The 14,635-nt window shown below is 60.2% G+C and carries 19 protein-coding genes and 2 pseudogenes; 6 read left to right on the plus strand and 15 right to left on the minus strand.

Translation table 11 applies throughout. The features are described from left to right. Window positions 1–35 precede the first annotated feature (35 nt). The 3 genes from GGD53_RS15470 to GGD53_RS15480 all read right to left on the minus strand — a co-directional run bounded on the left by GGD53_RS15470 (window position 36) and on the right by GGD53_RS15480 (window position 1,359). Window positions 36–329, minus strand: a complete 294-nt coding sequence (locus GGD53_RS15470; RefSeq protein WP_210303227.1) for a hypothetical protein — start codon at window positions 327–329, stop codon at window positions 36–38. A 109-nt stretch (window positions 330–438) separates the two neighbouring features. After that, a complete protein-coding gene (locus GGD53_RS15475; RefSeq protein ID WP_184457403.1) occupies window positions 439–708 on the minus strand; it encodes a type II toxin-antitoxin system prevent-host-death family antitoxin in 270 nt (89 codons plus the stop codon). Window positions 709–888: 180 nt separating this feature from the next. Next, the gene (locus GGD53_RS15480; protein ID WP_184457405.1) at window positions 889–1,359 is read right to left on the minus strand and encodes a hypothetical protein; all 471 of its coding nucleotides are present in this window, start codon (window positions 1,357–1,359) and stop codon (window positions 889–891) included. Window positions 1,360–1,772: 413 nt separating this feature from the next. On the opposite strand from GGD53_RS15480, the gene GGD53_RS15485 reads away from it, so the two are divergent. Beyond that, entirely contained in the window at window positions 1,773–2,165 is a 393-nt protein-coding gene (locus GGD53_RS15485) for a WGR domain-containing protein (protein ID WP_348647426.1), read from the plus strand. Window positions 2,166–2,246: 81 nt separating this feature from the next. Here GGD53_RS15485 and GGD53_RS15490 read toward each other — a convergent pair whose 3' ends face one another. After that, on the minus strand, window positions 2,247–2,414 hold the full coding sequence (locus GGD53_RS15490; RefSeq protein ID WP_184457655.1) for a hypothetical protein: 168 nt from the start codon (window positions 2,412–2,414) through the stop codon (window positions 2,247–2,249). 347 nt (window positions 2,415–2,761) lie between these two features. Beyond that, window positions 2,762–3,085: a DUF736 domain-containing protein gene (locus GGD53_RS15495; RefSeq protein WP_064709477.1), complete on the minus strand. Its 324-nt coding sequence runs from the start codon at window positions 3,083–3,085 to the stop codon at window positions 2,762–2,764. A 97-nt stretch (window positions 3,086–3,182) separates the two neighbouring features. On the opposite strand from GGD53_RS15495, the gene GGD53_RS15500 reads away from it, so the two are divergent. The 3 genes from GGD53_RS15500 (at window position 3,183) to GGD53_RS15510 (ending at window position 4,512) form a co-directional block, all read left to right on the plus strand. Continuing rightward, the gene (locus tag GGD53_RS15500; RefSeq protein ID WP_184457407.1) at window positions 3,183–3,611 is read left to right on the plus strand and encodes a hypothetical protein; all 429 of its coding nucleotides are present in this window, start codon (window positions 3,183–3,185) and stop codon (window positions 3,609–3,611) included. 272 nt (window positions 3,612–3,883) lie between these two features. Then, window positions 3,884–4,141, plus strand: a complete 258-nt coding sequence (locus tag GGD53_RS15505) for a ribbon-helix-helix domain-containing protein (RefSeq protein WP_184457409.1) — start codon at window positions 3,884–3,886, stop codon at window positions 4,139–4,141. Next, window positions 4,141–4,512 (plus strand): type II toxin-antitoxin system RelE/ParE family toxin, encoded by a 372-nt coding sequence (locus GGD53_RS15510; protein WP_184457411.1) that lies wholly within the window; start codon window positions 4,141–4,143, stop codon window positions 4,510–4,512. Before GGD53_RS15505 ends, GGD53_RS15510 begins: the two co-directional genes overlap by 1 nt. Window positions 4,513–4,599: 87 nt before the next feature. Here the strand turns inward: GGD53_RS15510 and GGD53_RS15515 are convergent, their stop codons facing one another. Next, window positions 4,600–5,541 (minus strand): DUF2493 domain-containing protein, encoded by a 942-nt coding sequence (locus GGD53_RS15515; RefSeq protein WP_184457413.1) that lies wholly within the window; start codon window positions 5,539–5,541, stop codon window positions 4,600–4,602. A 322-nt stretch (window positions 5,542–5,863) separates the two neighbouring features. Beyond that, window positions 5,864–6,901, minus strand: a complete 1,038-nt coding sequence (locus GGD53_RS15520) for a DUF7146 domain-containing protein (protein ID WP_184457415.1) — start codon at window positions 6,899–6,901, stop codon at window positions 5,864–5,866. Window positions 6,902–7,340: 439 nt separating this feature from the next. On the opposite strand from GGD53_RS15520, the pseudogene GGD53_RS15525 reads away from it, so the two are divergent. Beyond that, a pseudogene (locus tag GGD53_RS15525) lies at window positions 7,341–7,559 on the plus strand (ATP-binding protein); the annotation flags it as partial. Between the two features lie 110 nt (window positions 7,560–7,669). Then, complete coding sequence (locus GGD53_RS15530; protein ID WP_184457419.1) at window positions 7,670–8,860, plus strand: DUF1173 family protein; 1,191 nt, start codon at window positions 7,670–7,672, stop codon at window positions 8,858–8,860. A 39-nt stretch (window positions 8,861–8,899) separates the two neighbouring features. On the opposite strand, the gene GGD53_RS15535 is transcribed toward GGD53_RS15530, so the two are convergent. The 8 genes and pseudogenes from GGD53_RS15535 to GGD53_RS15570 all read right to left on the minus strand — a co-directional run bounded on the left by GGD53_RS15535 (window position 8,900) and on the right by GGD53_RS15570 (window position 14,633). Continuing rightward, window positions 8,900–9,298 carry a type II toxin-antitoxin system VapC family toxin gene (locus tag GGD53_RS15535; protein ID WP_184457421.1) on the minus strand — a complete coding sequence of 133 codons (399 nt, stop codon included), beginning with the start codon at window positions 9,296–9,298 and terminating at the stop codon, window positions 8,900–8,902. Continuing rightward, window positions 9,295–9,546, minus strand: a complete 252-nt coding sequence (locus GGD53_RS15540; protein WP_184457422.1) for an AbrB/MazE/SpoVT family DNA-binding domain-containing protein — start codon at window positions 9,544–9,546, stop codon at window positions 9,295–9,297. Before GGD53_RS15540 ends, GGD53_RS15535 begins: the two co-directional genes overlap by 4 nt. An 88-nt stretch (window positions 9,547–9,634) precedes the next feature. After that, on the minus strand, window positions 9,635–10,657 hold the full coding sequence (virB11, locus tag GGD53_RS15545; RefSeq protein WP_184457424.1) for a P-type DNA transfer ATPase VirB11: 1,023 nt from the start codon (window positions 10,655–10,657) through the stop codon (window positions 9,635–9,637). A gap of 8 nt (window positions 10,658–10,665) precedes the next feature. Further along, window positions 10,666–11,838 carry a type IV secretion system protein VirB10 gene (virB10, locus tag GGD53_RS15550; protein WP_184457425.1) on the minus strand — a complete coding sequence of 391 codons (1,173 nt, stop codon included), beginning with the start codon at window positions 11,836–11,838 and terminating at the stop codon, window positions 10,666–10,668. Window positions 11,839–11,855: 17 nt separating this feature from the next. Further along, a pseudogene (gene virB9, locus GGD53_RS15555) lies at window positions 11,856–12,709 on the minus strand (P-type conjugative transfer protein VirB9). After that, a complete protein-coding gene (locus tag GGD53_RS15560) occupies window positions 12,706–13,377 on the minus strand; it encodes a virB8 family protein (RefSeq protein WP_184457427.1) in 672 nt (223 codons plus the stop codon). The pseudogene virB9 and the gene GGD53_RS15560 overlap by 4 nt, the downstream one beginning before the upstream one ends. Window position 13,378: 1 nt before the next feature. After that, window positions 13,379–13,663 carry a hypothetical protein gene (locus GGD53_RS15565; RefSeq protein ID WP_184457646.1) on the minus strand — a complete coding sequence of 95 codons (285 nt, stop codon included), beginning with the start codon at window positions 13,661–13,663 and terminating at the stop codon, window positions 13,379–13,381. Window positions 13,664–13,700: 37 nt separating this feature from the next. After that, window positions 13,701–14,633, minus strand: coding sequence for a type IV secretion system protein (locus GGD53_RS15570; RefSeq protein ID WP_184457429.1), 933 nt, complete (start codon window positions 14,631–14,633; stop codon window positions 13,701–13,703). Window positions 14,634–14,635 lie beyond the last annotated feature (2 nt).

Consider the following 14,635-nt stretch of genomic DNA (forward strand, 5'->3'; position numbering starts at 1 on the left):
AAGCTGTGCGGCGACGAGGCTATTGCAAGCGAGACTCAGCGGAATCGGCTGACCTCCGTGGCCGACTTGCGGCGACTGATGAACTCGCGCAGCAGCGGCATGAAGAAAGCCTTGCTGAAGCGGCCGGTTGGCGGCTCGGATTCAACATAGAATGAGTTTCCGACGATATCGGTATTGAACTCATCAAAGATGATCCAAAGCCTGCGATCGGCATCGAGGCCGGCACGGCGCTTTTCGATCGCCGGCACTTCCGCGGCGAACCGCGATGCCTCCGGCTGCTTGGTGGTGATGGGAAAGAAGAGAACCAGATCACCGTCCGGCCGCGGCATTCTCACACCGACTGCGACCGGCCGCTCCTTGCGTCCTTCCGTTTCCCCACGTCCAGCCTCTCGCGCCCATAGGTAAAGATGACGCTTGCGGTCTGGATCAGCTCGTAGCTCATGAGCGGCCTGCCTCGTCCTCGGCGGCATAGGTCTCGACAGCGTTTTCGAACTCGGCAAACAGTTCATCGGGCATCGCTTCGATGGTCGCGACGGTACGCCGGTCCGATTGTTTCATCAGCCGCTCGTAATCTTCGATATTGAGGAGGACCAGACGGGGTTTATTCCGCTGGGTGATCGTCACCGGATGACGAAGTGCCTCGGCGATGATGTCGCCGGACTTGCGTGAGAGATCGCTGGTTGAATAGGATCCCCTCGATTTGGACATATGGCTTCCTTTGTTTGGTTCCTTTGTTGCCGTATTGTTGTTAAATACAGCATTTACAATAATTCCGCAATTGCTGGGAAACTTTGTTGCTTTCGTTACTCAACTCGCAACGCTGGCGGATGTCGTCAAATAAGAGCGACCTCGTCTGTCGCCTCTCAGTATGTGAGATGGTGCTTCCACTTATACGACGCGTCCCGCATTAATCGGAATACCGGTCTCCCTCATGATATCCTTGATGATCGGCGCCAGCGAACCGAGTTCATCCTCGATCAGCGCAACGAGTTTGGGATAGTTGGTTTCGACGCCGGTGTCGTCGGCAGCCCATGCGTTCACCCAATCGCCGCCGTTGACGCGGAATTCGTGCGTGTCGCAATCACATTCGAGATCGTCCAGCAGATTGATGGTGAAGCGCCCGAAGATCTCGTTTTCACCCTCCAACTGATATTCGGCGAATTCATCGTCCCCGATGAGAACACTTCGTTGCAATTCGATGATGACGTGGATCCGAGCGATTGCCGCGTCGAGCCCTTCAATCAGGCGATCGTGAAGCTCGCGCGAGAAACCGCTGTCGCAACCGAAGCGGTTTGCCAGGACGACGAGCCGGAAACCGGCAAGCTTGGTGTAGAGCATGAGGTTCTGATCGGTTGTCATAATGTGATCTCCTTCATCTTGATGACGGAGATCGGCCCCTCTGTTGCAAAGAGGGGTCAAGGACCGCGGAACGCGGCTTGCAAGCGGGGGAACCGATTTTTCCAGAGCGCAGTGAAACGCAGCGGCGGAAAAATTGGGGGAGACCGCGCCGTCCTTGACGCCGGATTTGCTGGAGTAAAATAGGACGTCAGAGAGAAGAAGACCCGCGGACCCGAAGGGGACGCGACCGCTTCCGGCGTGAGCCGGCAGGAAGTGTCGAGGATAGAACCCCCGCCCCGCGGCCGATCGATTCGCTCATATCATCTCGCAAGAAAGGGGGCGTAACCGGAGGGGAGACCGTGGGCTCCGTGCGAAGCGAATAGCACCCGGCCGGCCATCGGCCGGTTCGCCCAAATCCACGATCCTCACCTTCGATGATCATCACGAAAATGAATCGGTGTGGGCCGACCGATTCACAAGTGTCGTTGGACGCAAAAGCTGGAACCAGCGATGCTTCCTTCATGCTCGCTCAACCCTATCAGCTCTACATCGAACGCACGGACGCGACGAAAAACATGGCTCGCTTTTATGCGCTCGCGATCGAACCGACGCTGTTCGGCACGCCCTGCCTGACGCGGCGATGGGGACGCATCGGAACGGCCGGCCAGGCCATGGTGCATCACTTCGACAGGGAAGAAGATGCAGTAAGGATGTTCCTCGATCTTCTCCGTATGAAACGGGCACGTGGCTATAGACCGAACACAAATGTCAGACGTGAACCCATGGTCTGGGCTGTCAGCCGAAGCCGTCCTGATCCCTGCCGGTAATCATTGATGTGAAGCGCAGCTTCGGGTCGACGCGCCGGTCGATCCGGCGTACCGGCCCAGGCGAGAAGGCAAACGCCGCCCTCAGAAGGGTGGCGCGGCATCGATGGTGCCCTCCTGTTCGGCGATCGCTACCGTCAGTTCGGCCTGAGCGATCTCCAGCTCCGCTTCGATCTGGCGACGCTCGGCCGGATCGGCGTTTCTGAGTTCGGCGCGCAGTTCTTCAATCTGAATTTCGAGTGCAATCGTCATCGTCGTCATCTCCTGAATGATGTGAAAGATGACGCCCCGGGGTCGTGGGGGTCGGGCCGGGTCAAGGATCGCGTCAGCGACCGGCGGAGCCGGCGAGCGGAGGAACCGATTTTCTGACGGTGCCCTTCAGGGCGCCGGCTGAAAATTGGAGGGGCCGCGAAGTCCTTGAGGCGGCACGAGCCTCACGGCAGACTTCAAGTATCTGAGCAGACAGTCCTTGGTCTCGTGTGGCACGACAGGAGAAGTGACAAGCGGGCTCGATGCGCGCGTTCACTGCCGATACCGCGCGTGACAAACGAGACACGGCGAAGCTGGCCCCGATTGCTCGGGGCCGCTCGCTTTGCTCTTCAGTTCGGGCTGTTCCAGAGGATGACCTTCTTGCCGGGGTCACCACCAGGCGCCTGGGCGACATTGCCGAAGATCACGCCGATCTCAGGGGCTTCCAGCTTGACGGAGAGATATTCCTCGCCGGTCTGGCGGGCAATGCGGTTCCACGCCGCCCCGATTTCGAAGCCGGTCTTGCGGTGGATGATGCGGTAGTCGGGTGCGTCCTCGCTTGCCTTGCTGGCGTTGGGGACGATGGCGATCGGGGCGTTCACCCGGATGGTCGCAAAGATGCCTTCAAGGCTGCCGTCGGTCTTGGCGGTCAGGGTTGCGATGGTGGTAGCCATGGTATGTCTCCTTCGGTTGCTCGGGACCATTCCCGATGGCGCCCGAAGAAGGGGCCGAGCCGCAGGCGTCACCGGAGCGCCAGCGCAGGGGAACCCCTTGCGGGTTGACGTTGATGGCGGCCGGTCCCTTAGAAAGGCGACACAGGAACGGGAATGGTCCTCGATTGCGACCGAAGGCGGGTACAACCATCACGACAGCCCTTCGCGCATTGTGAGAGAGCCAGGCGGGCTTGAAATTCCCGCCACCATTCTGCGCAAGATCTCGCCCGTCCCGGTCACCACAAGCGGGAAGCACGTGCCAGCTGCGCAATCCTACACCGGCCCAGCGGAACCCCCGCAGCAATCGCATCGAGCCCGGGCCATGTGCAATGCCGTGTGGAGCTGTCGCTCCGAGGCCGAATACCGGATTTCAAACGGCACGCCCGGCAGTGCCGGCTGGCGGATCCCTTGCGCGGCGATTGGCGCGATATTAACGGGAAATCAGGTGATGACCGGCGGCATCGCAGTGGGTTTGGAGCCTTTCTGAGTTTTCCGATGTGGGACCGAGAAAATGGGCCACGGCTTGCTGCTCGGTCGCGAATATGTCGGTCCTGTCGCTGCCACGGCCCAACCCGCCCCAGGTTCAAACGACCGCGGTATCATCTCGATCGCCTCAAATATGGCCTCTATCCACGAGTGACTGCGCAGTCGGGCCATGCTCAGAGCCCACCGGAATACGAGACTGAACTCGATGTCAAATATTGACATCGCGATGCGGATACAGAACAATTCAGCAATCAGAACAAGGAGGGCGTGGCCATGACCAGCAGCCTGCATGTTAGCTTGCCCGATGAAATGCGCGCCTTCGTTGATATGCGCGCCAACGGGAAGAGCCAGTATACGACGCCGAGCGAATATGTGCGCGCCCTTATTCGCGAAGACATGGCACGCGAAGAAGATCGCCGCTATGCCATACGCTCGCTGCTGCGCGCGGAAGAGGAATTCCTGAGCGGAAAGATGCTGCCCCTTTCTGCGCTGGATACCATCGACGCCGAACTGGACGAAGAGCTGCGTTAGTGGCTCCTCGCGTTCTTATCCTGCCGACCGCACTTGAGAACTATCGTCTGGCGATCCGCGAAACGGCCCGGAAATGGTCTCCCGAACAGGCAAAAGCATATGGCCGGCTGCTGCGGGCGGGATTTGAAAGCATCCCTCAAGCCTATGCCCGCGTAAGGACAAAGAAAGACGAGCGAGTCGGAAGTTCAATCTTCCGAGTTCACAAAATCGAGCATCACTACGCCGTCTACATTGTCGTTGACGATGCAACGTTTGTCATTGCCGCAGTGTTGCATGAGCGGATGGATGTTCCCGCACAATTGCGGACAATCGAGCGATTGGCCGACAGAGAATATGAAGCTCTGATGGGACATTCTCGACCGAAGTTCTGAACATGGTCGAAGGGACTACGCCGCCGATAACAAGTTATCTGAAGTGTGCGGTCTTCATCGCTCGTCTTCCTCTCCTGGAAATGGCGCTCACGCGCCATCCTCCGCAGCCTGCCAGACCGGGATGCCGAGACGGCGTGCCTTATCAGCGAGATTGCCGGTGATACCCGAACCCGGGAATATGATGACGCCGGCCGGCATGACGGAGAGCATCTCGTCGTTACGACGAAAGGGAGCAGCCTTGGCGTATTTCGTCCAGTTCGGCTTGAAGAAGATCTGCGTCACCTTGCGGGCATCGGCCCAGCAGGCGGCGATGCGTTCGGCGCCCTTCGGCGAGCCGCCGTGCAGCAGGACCATGTCCCAATGTTTGGCGTGGACCTGGTCGAGCTTGGCCCAGATCAATTCATGATCATTGTACTCCATGCCGCCGGAGAAGGCGATCTTGGTGCCCGCCGGTATTAAGACCTCTGTTTCGGCGCGCCGGCGTGCAGAAAGAAAGTCCCGAGAGTCGATCATCGCCGCGGTCATGTTGGCGTGGTTGACCTTGGAGCCGGTTCGCGGCCGCCATGCCGAGCCTGTTTGAGCTTCGAATATGTCGGCCGAGAAATCGCGCATATATTCAAAGGCGTTTCGGCGCTCGAGCAGCGTGACGCCTTCGGCAACGAGGCGTTCCAGCTCGACACTTTTTACCTCCGAGCCGTCCTGCCCGCGCTGACCATCGCGCTGACCATCCTCGTTGCGCTGAAGTTCGCGCTGGATGCGCTCGCCGGCGCGATGAAAGAGGTTGACCGTCGACCAGAGTAGGTCTTCGAGATCGGGCTCCAGACGGGTGTCGCCGAGCATTTCGAATAGGGCGGCGAACATGGCGGTCAGCGCCGACTCGACGACCGGCTCCTCTGGCAGCGGGCGCGGGTCCGGTTCGTCCTGGAAAGGGCGATGGCCATAGATCTGCAACTCGTAGATGAAGCGGTCGGTCGCGGAAGAGCCGTGATGGGGCTCGAAGGCGTCGTCAATGGGAAGGACAAGGTTCATGATGGTCTCCGTCGGCTTGGGCCGCGCTTCTGGCGGCCTGACGGCGATCCCTGTCCATGCGGCAGACGGGCCGGAACCGCGGCGCCTGATGCCGCGGCCCAGCAGAGCGCCGGGCGGCAGAGGGAAGGTTTCTTTGCCGCGCGAGGAATGGCGGGCCGCGGCCCCGCCAGGGGAAGAAACCTGACCGACCCGCTGAAGGCCCACCCGCCGCATGGTAAGGGTCGCCTTTCGGCAGGCCCGCGGGCGCGCCCACCCGAACGGCGACCGCGAAGGAACCGGCCATCCTGCGATGCCCGCGCCCTAACCTGCCCTTTCGGCGCGATTATGGGAGCAGAAAGACCAGAGCGTCCTCCGGGGCGAGTTGCCCCCTTAGATTGGCGATGAGCCGTTCCGGGCCGAGCCGGCGCAGATCCTCATTGAAGTCGCCGAGCTCCGGGGCGAGCACCAGCGGCAGGATCCCGAGCGTCTGCGCGCGGCGGCTCAATCCCTCGATGCCGTGGCGGCCGGCCGCATCGGCGTCAGCTGCGATGTAGAGACGCCGGCAGCCATCGGGGAGCCGGAAGGCGGCAAGATGATTGGCGGTCAGCGCCGAGACCATCGGCATGCCGGGCATCACATGTGCGAGCGACAGGATGCTTTCGAGACCTTCGCCTGCAGCTATGACCGACACCGGTCCATGGAAAGGAAAGCAGAAGCGCACGGCGTTACCGAGCAGCCCGCCGAGCGCGCGGCGGGGATCATCGACCTTCGCCTTTCCCCCGCCCTGCGGATCGAGCCATGTGCGATGCACGCCGGTGATCGCGCCGGAGGGATCGGTCACAGCTGCGATTAGGGCCGGCAAGGCACTCGTCCTGCCGGTCACGAGGTCGCGGTAAAAGCACGAGGGGTGAAAGCGGAGCGCCGGGTACAGCGCTGCTCGCAGGATGCCGCGCTGGCGTAAATAGCTGTCGGCCAGTGAACCGCCCAGCGGCTCTGTCATCCGGAACAAGCGTCTTGCGCGTTCGCCAGCCGGTCTATTGACCGGCGGATCGGTGTGAGCGTCGCCCCTGCGGGACGACGCGGGGATGGGCTGGGGTTCGTTCAGAAAGCGCCGCGCCTCATCAGCGACGTCGCGGAAATCGACCAGGCCGCAGGTCTCCCGAACGAGGTCGAGCAGATCGCCGTATTGAGAGGTTGCTGTATCTGTCCATCGTCCGGTCCGCGGGCCGGAGAGATGGACATAAAGCGACCTGCCCTTGCTGTTGGCGGTATCGCCGACGATCCAGTAGTTGCCGGCCCGATGGCCGGCGGAGAGGTAATGGCGGCAGACCGCCTCGGCGTCGCGCGCGAGACGGTCCGCCAGTTCGGAGGCGGATGACATAAGGCTTCCTCCGTCACGAGCGGCTGGTGATAGGAAAGATCAAGCGGTCCTGCTGTTTAAGAACGGGCTGCGGTATGTTGCAGGCTTCGAAAACGAAGCCCGCTCGGCTCGGGCGGTCGAAGCAGCCATGCAAGGACATGCGAGTGCTCACGGCCGAGGAAGAAATCACGTTCATGGGAAACCTGTCGAGAGCAAGGAAAGAGCCGGCCTGCGCCGGCGCTCTCCAACCCGCCAAGCCAACCCTTCCCTGCCCTCCTCTTCCTCTTTCGCCAGACCGACAGCTGCGGCCGGCTTGAAGGGCCGGGCAGTACTCGATTAGAACTCACTTTATGCTGGCGCAGCTCCTAAATTTCGACGGATCGACTTCTAATCAACGAACTGTCGACTTCTAATCATGCTTGATAGTTCTAATTTTCGCAGGTTGGAACGGCAGACGCATGAGGTGGAGGTCGTGCTCGAGCGTAACCATGGGATGGTCGTCGGGATCGAGGTAAACGCGAGCGCCACGGTCAGGGCTACCGATTTCGGGGGCCTGAAGACGCTTGCGGACGCATGTGGGCAAAAATTTGCCTTCGGCGTCGTTCTTTACGACGGCGCCGATATCGCGCCATTCGGCGATCGGCTCACGGCAGTTCCCCTTTCCTGCCTATGGCGATGAGATCAGCCCCAGCGACTGTGATATCAATATACTAACTATTTTGCGCTAGTATAATCCATGAAGCTCGTGCTACGGCTCGATCAGCCTTGGTCAGGAAAGGGAGGAACGACGTGCGACAGTTTTTGATCGGCGACCAGGCATTCGATGACAGTTCTCCAGAGTTTCTGCCTCAGCTCGAACGCGCTTACGAACATAAGCTCAGGCCACTTTGCCTGTGTCGTGAGCCGCCGGTGCCTATGTACATCGCGCGGATGGATGACCAATTCCTGATCAAACGCATGCCGCTCTCAGGCCGGCAGCATGATCCCGGATGCCCATCATACGAGCCGCCTTATGAACTGTCCGGTCTCGGTCCGTTAATTGGCCATGCGATCCAGGTCGACGCGGCGACCGGTGCAACGATGCTGAAACTTGATTTCTCTCTCTCGAAACGGGCGAACCGACTGACGTCGACGGTGCCTTCAGACCCATCAGAAAGGGTACTAAGCGATCCCAAAAAACTCTCGCTGAGGGCGATGCTCCATTATCTCTGGGATACGGGAGAGCTTACGGAATGGACCTCGCTATGGGCTGGAAAGCGCGGCTGGGGCCGCGTCCGCAGCAGCCTGCAGAATGCCGCAAGACAGATGATCGTCCGCGGCGGCCCGCTCAGCGATATTCTGTTTATCCCGGAAGTGTATCACCAGGACGACAAGGAAGGAATTTCCGCCCGGCGTGCCGCAACTTTGGCCGGAGCCAAGGCAAATGGACCGGGACCGCGCAAACTGATGTTGATCATCGCGGAGGTGAAGGAGTTTTCGCCAGCTCGCGATAGCCAGAAAATCCTGGTTCGCCACCTGCCCTTTCCTCTCATGATCGATGAGGGAGCATGGAAGCGGTTGAATGGACGATATGACACCGAGCTGGAACTGTGGCGATCAAACGAAGAGTTCCATCTTATCGTGATCGCCACTTTCGGCATTTCGAGTGCGGGGATCGCATCCGTGGAGGAAGTGGCGATGATGGTGGTGAACGAGAACTGGATTCCGTTCGAAAACATCTACGAACAGCGGCTCCTCGAACGGCTCTCCGGGTTAAAGCGCAGAAGCAAAAAGGGATTGCGCTTCGATCTTTCACGTGGTCAGCCGATTGCCTCCGTGACATTACCAGATGCCAGACCGGCGCCCGTGGCCTTTTTCATCATTCCGACGAATGTGGACGAAGACTATGAGGTTGCTCTGAGCGAGATGATTGCTGCGAGGCCAGAGATGGCGCCATGGATCTGGCGTGTAGCCGAGGGTGAAATGCCGCGCCTGCCGTGATTGAGATCTTCCTTTATCTGCTCTCGAGCCTGCACAACGTTAGGCGAGAAGACGCGCAGATTGGCCTTGGCGGGTCACCAGTTCGACTGCCTGCTTGTCGAAAGACACGAAGCTCTCGCCGCCGAGCCATGCTCCTTCATGGGCGATAACGCCATCGGCGAAATCTCCACCCGCCTCCAGCACGGCCAGTCCCGCTTCGACTGCTGGACGGTTCATGGCCACATTGCCGGCATTGAGCAGGTCGCGGATGGTCTGTGAAACATCGTCCTTCGATAGCTTGGCACCTCGGCGCAGTATCCAGACGAGCTCACATAGGCTCGGCAGGGAAACCGCAATCAGCGATGCTTGCCTGAGGAGTTTTGCCGCCGCCCTCCCCTGCTTCGCATCGTCCTGCAGGACTGCCCGAGCGAGAATGTTGGTATCGACTGAGACCTTCATTCCTCGCCGGCCCAACCGGAGGCCGCGATTTCGTTCATCTCTTCGATGGTCAACGGCCTTCTTGCTTTGCCAGCATGCCGACCGATAAAATCGTCGATCGTCCCCGTTGGACGAGCCGCCTTCACCCGCAACTCACCCCCAGGCAGCTTGTCGAATTCGATCCGCTCACCGGGCTTTATCCCAAGATGTGTCAGCAAATCCCGTCTCAGCGTAATTTGCCCCTTCATTGTGACCGCCAGAGAAGCCATTGGAAATCTCCTATTTCAGATATCTGAAAGTAATGGATTTTTTACTTACATTCAAGGTTCAAACGGAAACGCGAGCACCCGGCAAATTTCAGCTCCCGCGGCCATTGTCATTCGCCTTGACGGCGTCCCGATAATAGACCTCGCTCACCCGAAACCGACCATCGATCCTCTTGCATTGGACGATGATATCGATCGCGGCCGTCAGCATCTCGCGGATATCGTGCCGCTCGAGATCCCCGCCGCCGTCCGACTCCTTGACCAGCAATGTCAGTTGCTCGAAGGCGAGGCGGGCGGAATCGGCGTGAACCGTGGTGATCGAGCCCGGATGGCCGGAATTGACGTTGCGAATATAGTAGAAGGCTGTGCCGTCTCGCAGCTCCTGCAGCAGGATGCGGTCGGGCCGCATGCGCAGACAAGATTCGAGCAGGTCCTTCGCGCCGACTTTGGCCAGCCCCTGGCCGCCCTTGGCGTAGAAGAGCCGAACGTGGTTGGGCTGCGGGACCACCAGTTCCGGCGTGTCCTCGATGGAAATGATCCGCTCGTTTTGCGGGATATGGCGGACCAATGCCTTCGAGAGGGTCGTCTTTCCCGACCCCGTCGCGCCGGAGATGATGATGTTCTTTCTGGCGAACACTGCCTCGCGCAGAAACGCCTTATAGGCGCCGATCCGATAGTTTTCCAGCAGCCTTTGATCTGATCGCCTTCCGCTGCCTTCCTCCGGCGCGATGTCGGCGAAGAGGCCCCCATGGTCGAGATCATCGAGGGTCAGCGACACCGACGATGGCTTGCGGATGGTGATGCTCACCGTTTCCTTCGTCGTGGCGGGCGGGATCACGATCTGAATCCGCTCATCATCCGGCAAGGTCGCCGACAGGATCGGGCGTGTCTCGTCGATCGATTGGTTGGAAAAGCTCGCGACCGCCCGCGCGAGACGCATCAGCCTGTCGTACGACAACTCCGGCACTTCGTAGGTCTGCCATCCCTCCCTCCCCTCCGTAACAACTTGGCCGGGCCGATTGACGATGACCTCATAGAGCGTCTTATCGCGAAGGAAGCGTGAAAACGGCGAAAGCAGTTCACGGACAACGCCTGAATCAGCAGCTTCAGTCATTCTCGAACCTATTTTGTCACAAGCCTTGAATCCGGCTTGAAATCTCCAAGCACGGCACGGTCGTAGATGCGATTGCGAGGTTCGGTCACGCGAAGCCGGTAGACGCTCGAAAAATCGAGATCACGCGCGACAAAGATCGAAACCAGTTCGCCCTGATGTTTCAGGAGGGTCGGGGCAATGTTGATCGACTGCTCGACCGCAATCGCTGCGGCCTGCTGACCGGCACTGGTGGTGTTTTGCGCCTCGACCTCGTTGTCTTGAAGCCGGCTGCTGGCATAGGAAGTCGCGTCGCCAACGATCGACAGCAGGATCGCGCTACCGAAACGTTCCCACCAATGCGTTTCGACATAACCGTCGACGCCGGCCCGCCCGAGGGCATCGGTTGCCGGCGACGCCAGCGTAATGATGACGCCTTTCGGCGTCTTCGCGCGATTCCAGAGGACGAACAGGCGTTTTTGACCGCGACGAAGACCGCCACGATATTCGCCGACGACCTGAGTGCCTTTTTCCATCAGCACGACACGTCCATTATCCGACAGAATGTCACGGTTGATGACACAACTCGTAAACCCTGGCTGGTCGGAGGAGAGCGCTGTTTCCAGAACACAAGGGATGGACGTGCCCATTGCGACGACAAAGTCTCGATTGCCGAGCGTGCCGGCGCGCGATCCCTGCAATTGTGTCGGCGATAGCAGGCGGTTGAACCGCTGGTCCTCGTTTTCGTCCTGCGAGGAGAAGCTGCCCGGATTGGAGCCGAGCGGCACGTAGTTTGAGCTCTCATCGGACCTTCCGGCCTCGTCCTGTCGCGGCGTCGGCGACTTCTCGCCGCCATAGGCGATGACCGGTGCGCGGCGCGCAGCATCGAGCAGCTTGTCATCGTCATTTGGCGCCTGCTCGGTTACGCCGGGCGTCGGGAGCAGGACCTGCGCCGGCGGCGCCACCGGCTGAACCGGCTCCTTCGCCGGCTCGAAGTCTGATGTCTGACGGATCACGACCCGCTCCGGCTGCACGCCACCCGACGGCTTATCCTGCCCGCGCATCGACCAGAGCGCGAAAGCGACAAAGGTGACGATAGCCAGGGCGACGGCGCCGCGTTTGAGGATCGGGTTGTTGTCCAGCCGGCGACCGATCGAGGTCTCGGCGCGTTCGCCTGGAATCGGGGTAATTTCTTCTTCGGCCATGACACCGACACCTCCTATTACGCAGCGTCCGGCTGCTCCTTGACGACGCGCTCGACCGACGGTGACGTCGTGTTGGTCTCGGGATTGATGCCGACCCGATCGTAGGCTTCGTTGAAGACGCAGAGGACATCGCCGCCCCTGCGCAACACGAATTTGCGGCTGATCGCATGAACCAGCACCAAGTTCCCGTCGACGGATTTCGGGACCAGGCTTTCGGTGCCGTCGGAGTTTTCCATATAGATCGCCGGCATTTCCTGGTTGCCGACGAAGGCGAAGGTGGTGACCTTGCCATTGTCGTAGACTGCTTGCGGCTCGAGCGCGTGGGCCCCTTGCGCCGAGTAACGCCAGTTCGCGGTCCATAGGCCTCGTGAAGGGCAAGCACGTGATCAGCCTCACCGGCCTGTGCTGCCTGCGCCCGGGCAGCCGCCGCCTGCCGGCGCCGCTCGGCTTCGTCGGCCGGGTAGCGATACTTGACATAGAAGTAGGTGTTCTGGCCGGCTTCGACGCTGCCGTTGCGGACCGTCAGTTCCATCTGATAACTGCGGGTCGACCCGTCCCGTCGTGTCGTCACCACCGAGATGTTTGTTACCGGCTGGTTTTCCCGGGGCTTCAGGAACAGGATATTGCCGGCCGGCGCCACCTCCCACGCAACGCTGTTGCCAACGGCGACATGGGCAATTTCCTCGTCGGCTGCGAATTCGATCTGCACCGAAGAGCGTAGCGTGCCGACGACTTTGGTGATGTTGTAGGGCTGGTAATCGACGAAGCGGATGCGGCTGTCCTGCGTGGCGCCGCGCGGGATTTCGAGCGCAAGCGCCGCGGAAGAAAAATTGGTGGCCAGGATGAGCGGAAGGAGAAGACGTTTTTTCAATTGATGGCCTCCGGATCGGCGCGATATTCACTGACGGCGAAGCCGAGGGGATTGACCAGCCGATCTGTCGAGGACATCGGAGCGTTGACATAGGAGAAGGTGAGCGTTGCGACCCAGTGCGTAGTGCGCACGTCGTCACCACGGGTAACGGTTCTCATATAGCGGACGGATGCCACATTCGCGTTGATCAGCGAGATCGAAACGATATTGATCCGCGAGGTCGCACTGCGGCCGTAAATATTCTGCGGAGAGTCCGGGTTGCCGCCGCGGTAGACCGCTGCAAACCGGGTCTGCTCCGGTTGCGTCGACAACAAGGCGACCGTCCGAAAATTCTCCTCGCCTTCGCTCCAGACATAGCCCTCCCGGGATCGAACATACTTGGCCGCAAAATATTTGGTGACGGCCTCGTCATAGGTGCCGGCTGTCGATGTCAGCGCCGAGACCACGTCGACGATGCCTGTGGAATTATCGACCCGCACAACGAAGGGCTCGACGGTTTTCAAAGGCGTAAGGCCAGCGACGGCAAATGTGGAGAAGCCCGCAAGGACGCTGGCGCAAGCGGCAACGAACCAGGCGATGCGTGCGGAACGCTCGACCTGCATCATTCGATCCTGATCGAACCGGCGGGCCTTTTCAAAATAACTTTTGAGACTGTCCGTGGTCACCATGTCACCTGCCCCCACAAGGACGATAGGAACCCGCGAGATCAAAATGTGCGAAGGCGGGCGGCGTGGCCGAAGCCGATCCTTTTAGATAGGAGGCGGCATGGCTCGTGGTCTCCGCGGCAACAGTCCCGGCCGCCGGCTGCTCCGCTTTTGCGTTGCCGTCCCACTGCCACATGGCGCGGTTCAGCGGTCGACGGGAATAACCATCACATTTGGGAAGAGGGTGGGAGATCGAGCCGCAAGCCGTCAGGCTGGCGACCAGGAAAAGCGATAAAACGAACCGGATCATGCGGAAATAACCTGTCATTGTCTTGAACGTTAAGCCGTCATTCGGTCCGGCCTGGCGCCAGGCGGCGGCCGACCGCACGCGCCCCGCGGCCGGCGGCTCTCACTGTGTGAGATGAGGCCCAGGCGAGCGTGCTTTCGTGTGCATCGCGCGCGGCGCCATAGCCGTAGGTCAGCGAGGCTCCGCCCGCAGCAAGTGCCGATGCGATGCCGGGCAACTGGTAGAAGACGTAGAGAGCGGCAAGGCAGATGGCGCAGAGCGCGATCGGCCGCATCAGGACGTCGCTATAACCTTCGATCGCCGCAAAGGTCGTGTCGATGCAGGTGATCAGCAGCGAGCCGATGGCAACGACCAGCACCTGCAAGATGACGAAGTTTACAAGCTGGCCGATCCAGGATTCAGTGAAACGGCGGGTCGACTGAAACATGGCGAGCGCGATGAAAATCGGGCCGATCGCCAACACGATCGCAAGCGCCAGCCGGGCGTAGAGGGAAACGATATAGCCGATCGCCGCCACGATGAAGCTCGCGCCGATGACCATCATGCCGCCGATACCAGTGACGATGTCGACCGGCCAGGAAGCCCGAGACCAGATTTCGTAGGCACACTTCTGGCCCTTATCGAGCAGACTATCGAAGGTCGAAGCACTTGGCGCCGTGCCGGAGTTCAGCGCCTGGGAGATCTCGCGCGGCAATGAGTCGAAAAAGACATTGGTGACGTAGGTCTGATAGTCGCTCGCATTTCTGACCAGCATGACGATGATGGCGAGCTTCATCGCCCGGAAGGCGAATTCGAGGATCGGCTCCTGGACGGATCCGCGGAGAACCAAGTAGCCGTAGAGCACCACATAGAGTGTCAGCGCCGCCGTCAGCGGGCCGCTGACCCAGCTGGCGATATTCGAGGTGCCGGAGGAAATGAAGTTTTCCAGTGGCGTCTTGAACTGCCCGTCGACGAAGCTGAAGACCTGATACATCG

Source organism: Rhizobium aethiopicum (assembly GCF_014197535.1).
Lineage (GTDB): Bacteria > Pseudomonadota > Alphaproteobacteria > Rhizobiales > Rhizobiaceae > Rhizobium > Rhizobium aethiopicum_A.

What these genes read in the sequence shown, in the direction of transcription:
- GGD53_RS15470 (WP_210303227.1), bottom strand. Translation starts at nt 329, where the DNA reads ATGCCGCGGCCGGACGGTGATCTGGTTCTCTTCTTTCCCATCACCACC.
- GGD53_RS15475 (WP_184457403.1), bottom strand. Translation starts at nt 708, where the DNA reads ATGTCCAAATCGAGGGGATCCTATTCAACCAGCGATCTCTCACGCAAG.
- GGD53_RS15480 (WP_184457405.1), bottom strand. Translation starts at nt 1,359, where the DNA reads ATGACAACCGATCAGAACCTCATGCTCTACACCAAGCTTGCCGGTTTC.
- GGD53_RS15485 (WP_348647426.1), top strand. Translation starts at nt 1,773, where the DNA reads ATGATCATCACGAAAATGAATCGGTGTGGGCCGACCGATTCACAAGTG.
- GGD53_RS15490 (WP_184457655.1), bottom strand. Translation starts at nt 2,414, where the DNA reads ATGACGATTGCACTCGAAATTCAGATTGAAGAACTGCGCGCCGAACTC.
- GGD53_RS15495 (WP_064709477.1), bottom strand. Translation starts at nt 3,085, where the DNA reads ATGGCTACCACCATCGCAACCCTGACCGCCAAGACCGACGGCAGCCTT.
- GGD53_RS15505 (WP_184457409.1), top strand. Translation starts at nt 3,884, where the DNA reads ATGACCAGCAGCCTGCATGTTAGCTTGCCCGATGAAATGCGCGCCTTC.
- GGD53_RS15515 (WP_184457413.1), bottom strand. Translation starts at nt 5,541, where the DNA reads ATGAACCTTGTCCTTCCCATTGACGACGCCTTCGAGCCCCATCACGGC.
- GGD53_RS15520 (WP_184457415.1), bottom strand. Translation starts at nt 6,901, where the DNA reads ATGTCATCCGCCTCCGAACTGGCGGACCGTCTCGCGCGCGACGCCGAG.
- GGD53_RS15535 (WP_184457421.1), bottom strand. Translation starts at nt 9,298, where the DNA reads ATGAAGGTCTCAGTCGATACCAACATTCTCGCTCGGGCAGTCCTGCAG.
- GGD53_RS15540 (WP_184457422.1), bottom strand. Translation starts at nt 9,546, where the DNA reads ATGGCTTCTCTGGCGGTCACAATGAAGGGGCAAATTACGCTGAGACGG.
- virB11 (WP_184457424.1), bottom strand. Translation starts at nt 10,657, where the DNA reads ATGACTGAAGCTGCTGATTCAGGCGTTGTCCGTGAACTGCTTTCGCCG.
- virB10 (WP_184457425.1), bottom strand. Translation starts at nt 11,838, where the DNA reads ATGGCCGAAGAAGAAATTACCCCGATTCCAGGCGAACGCGCCGAGACC.
- GGD53_RS15560 (WP_184457427.1), bottom strand. Translation starts at nt 13,377, where the DNA reads ATGGTGACCACGGACAGTCTCAAAAGTTATTTTGAAAAGGCCCGCCGG.
- GGD53_RS15565 (WP_184457646.1), bottom strand. Translation starts at nt 13,663, where the DNA reads ATGATCCGGTTCGTTTTATCGCTTTTCCTGGTCGCCAGCCTGACGGCT.
- GGD53_RS15570 (WP_184457429.1), bottom strand. Translation starts at nt 14,633, where the DNA reads ATGTATCAGGTCTTCAGCTTCGTCGACGGGCAGTTCAAGACGCCACTG.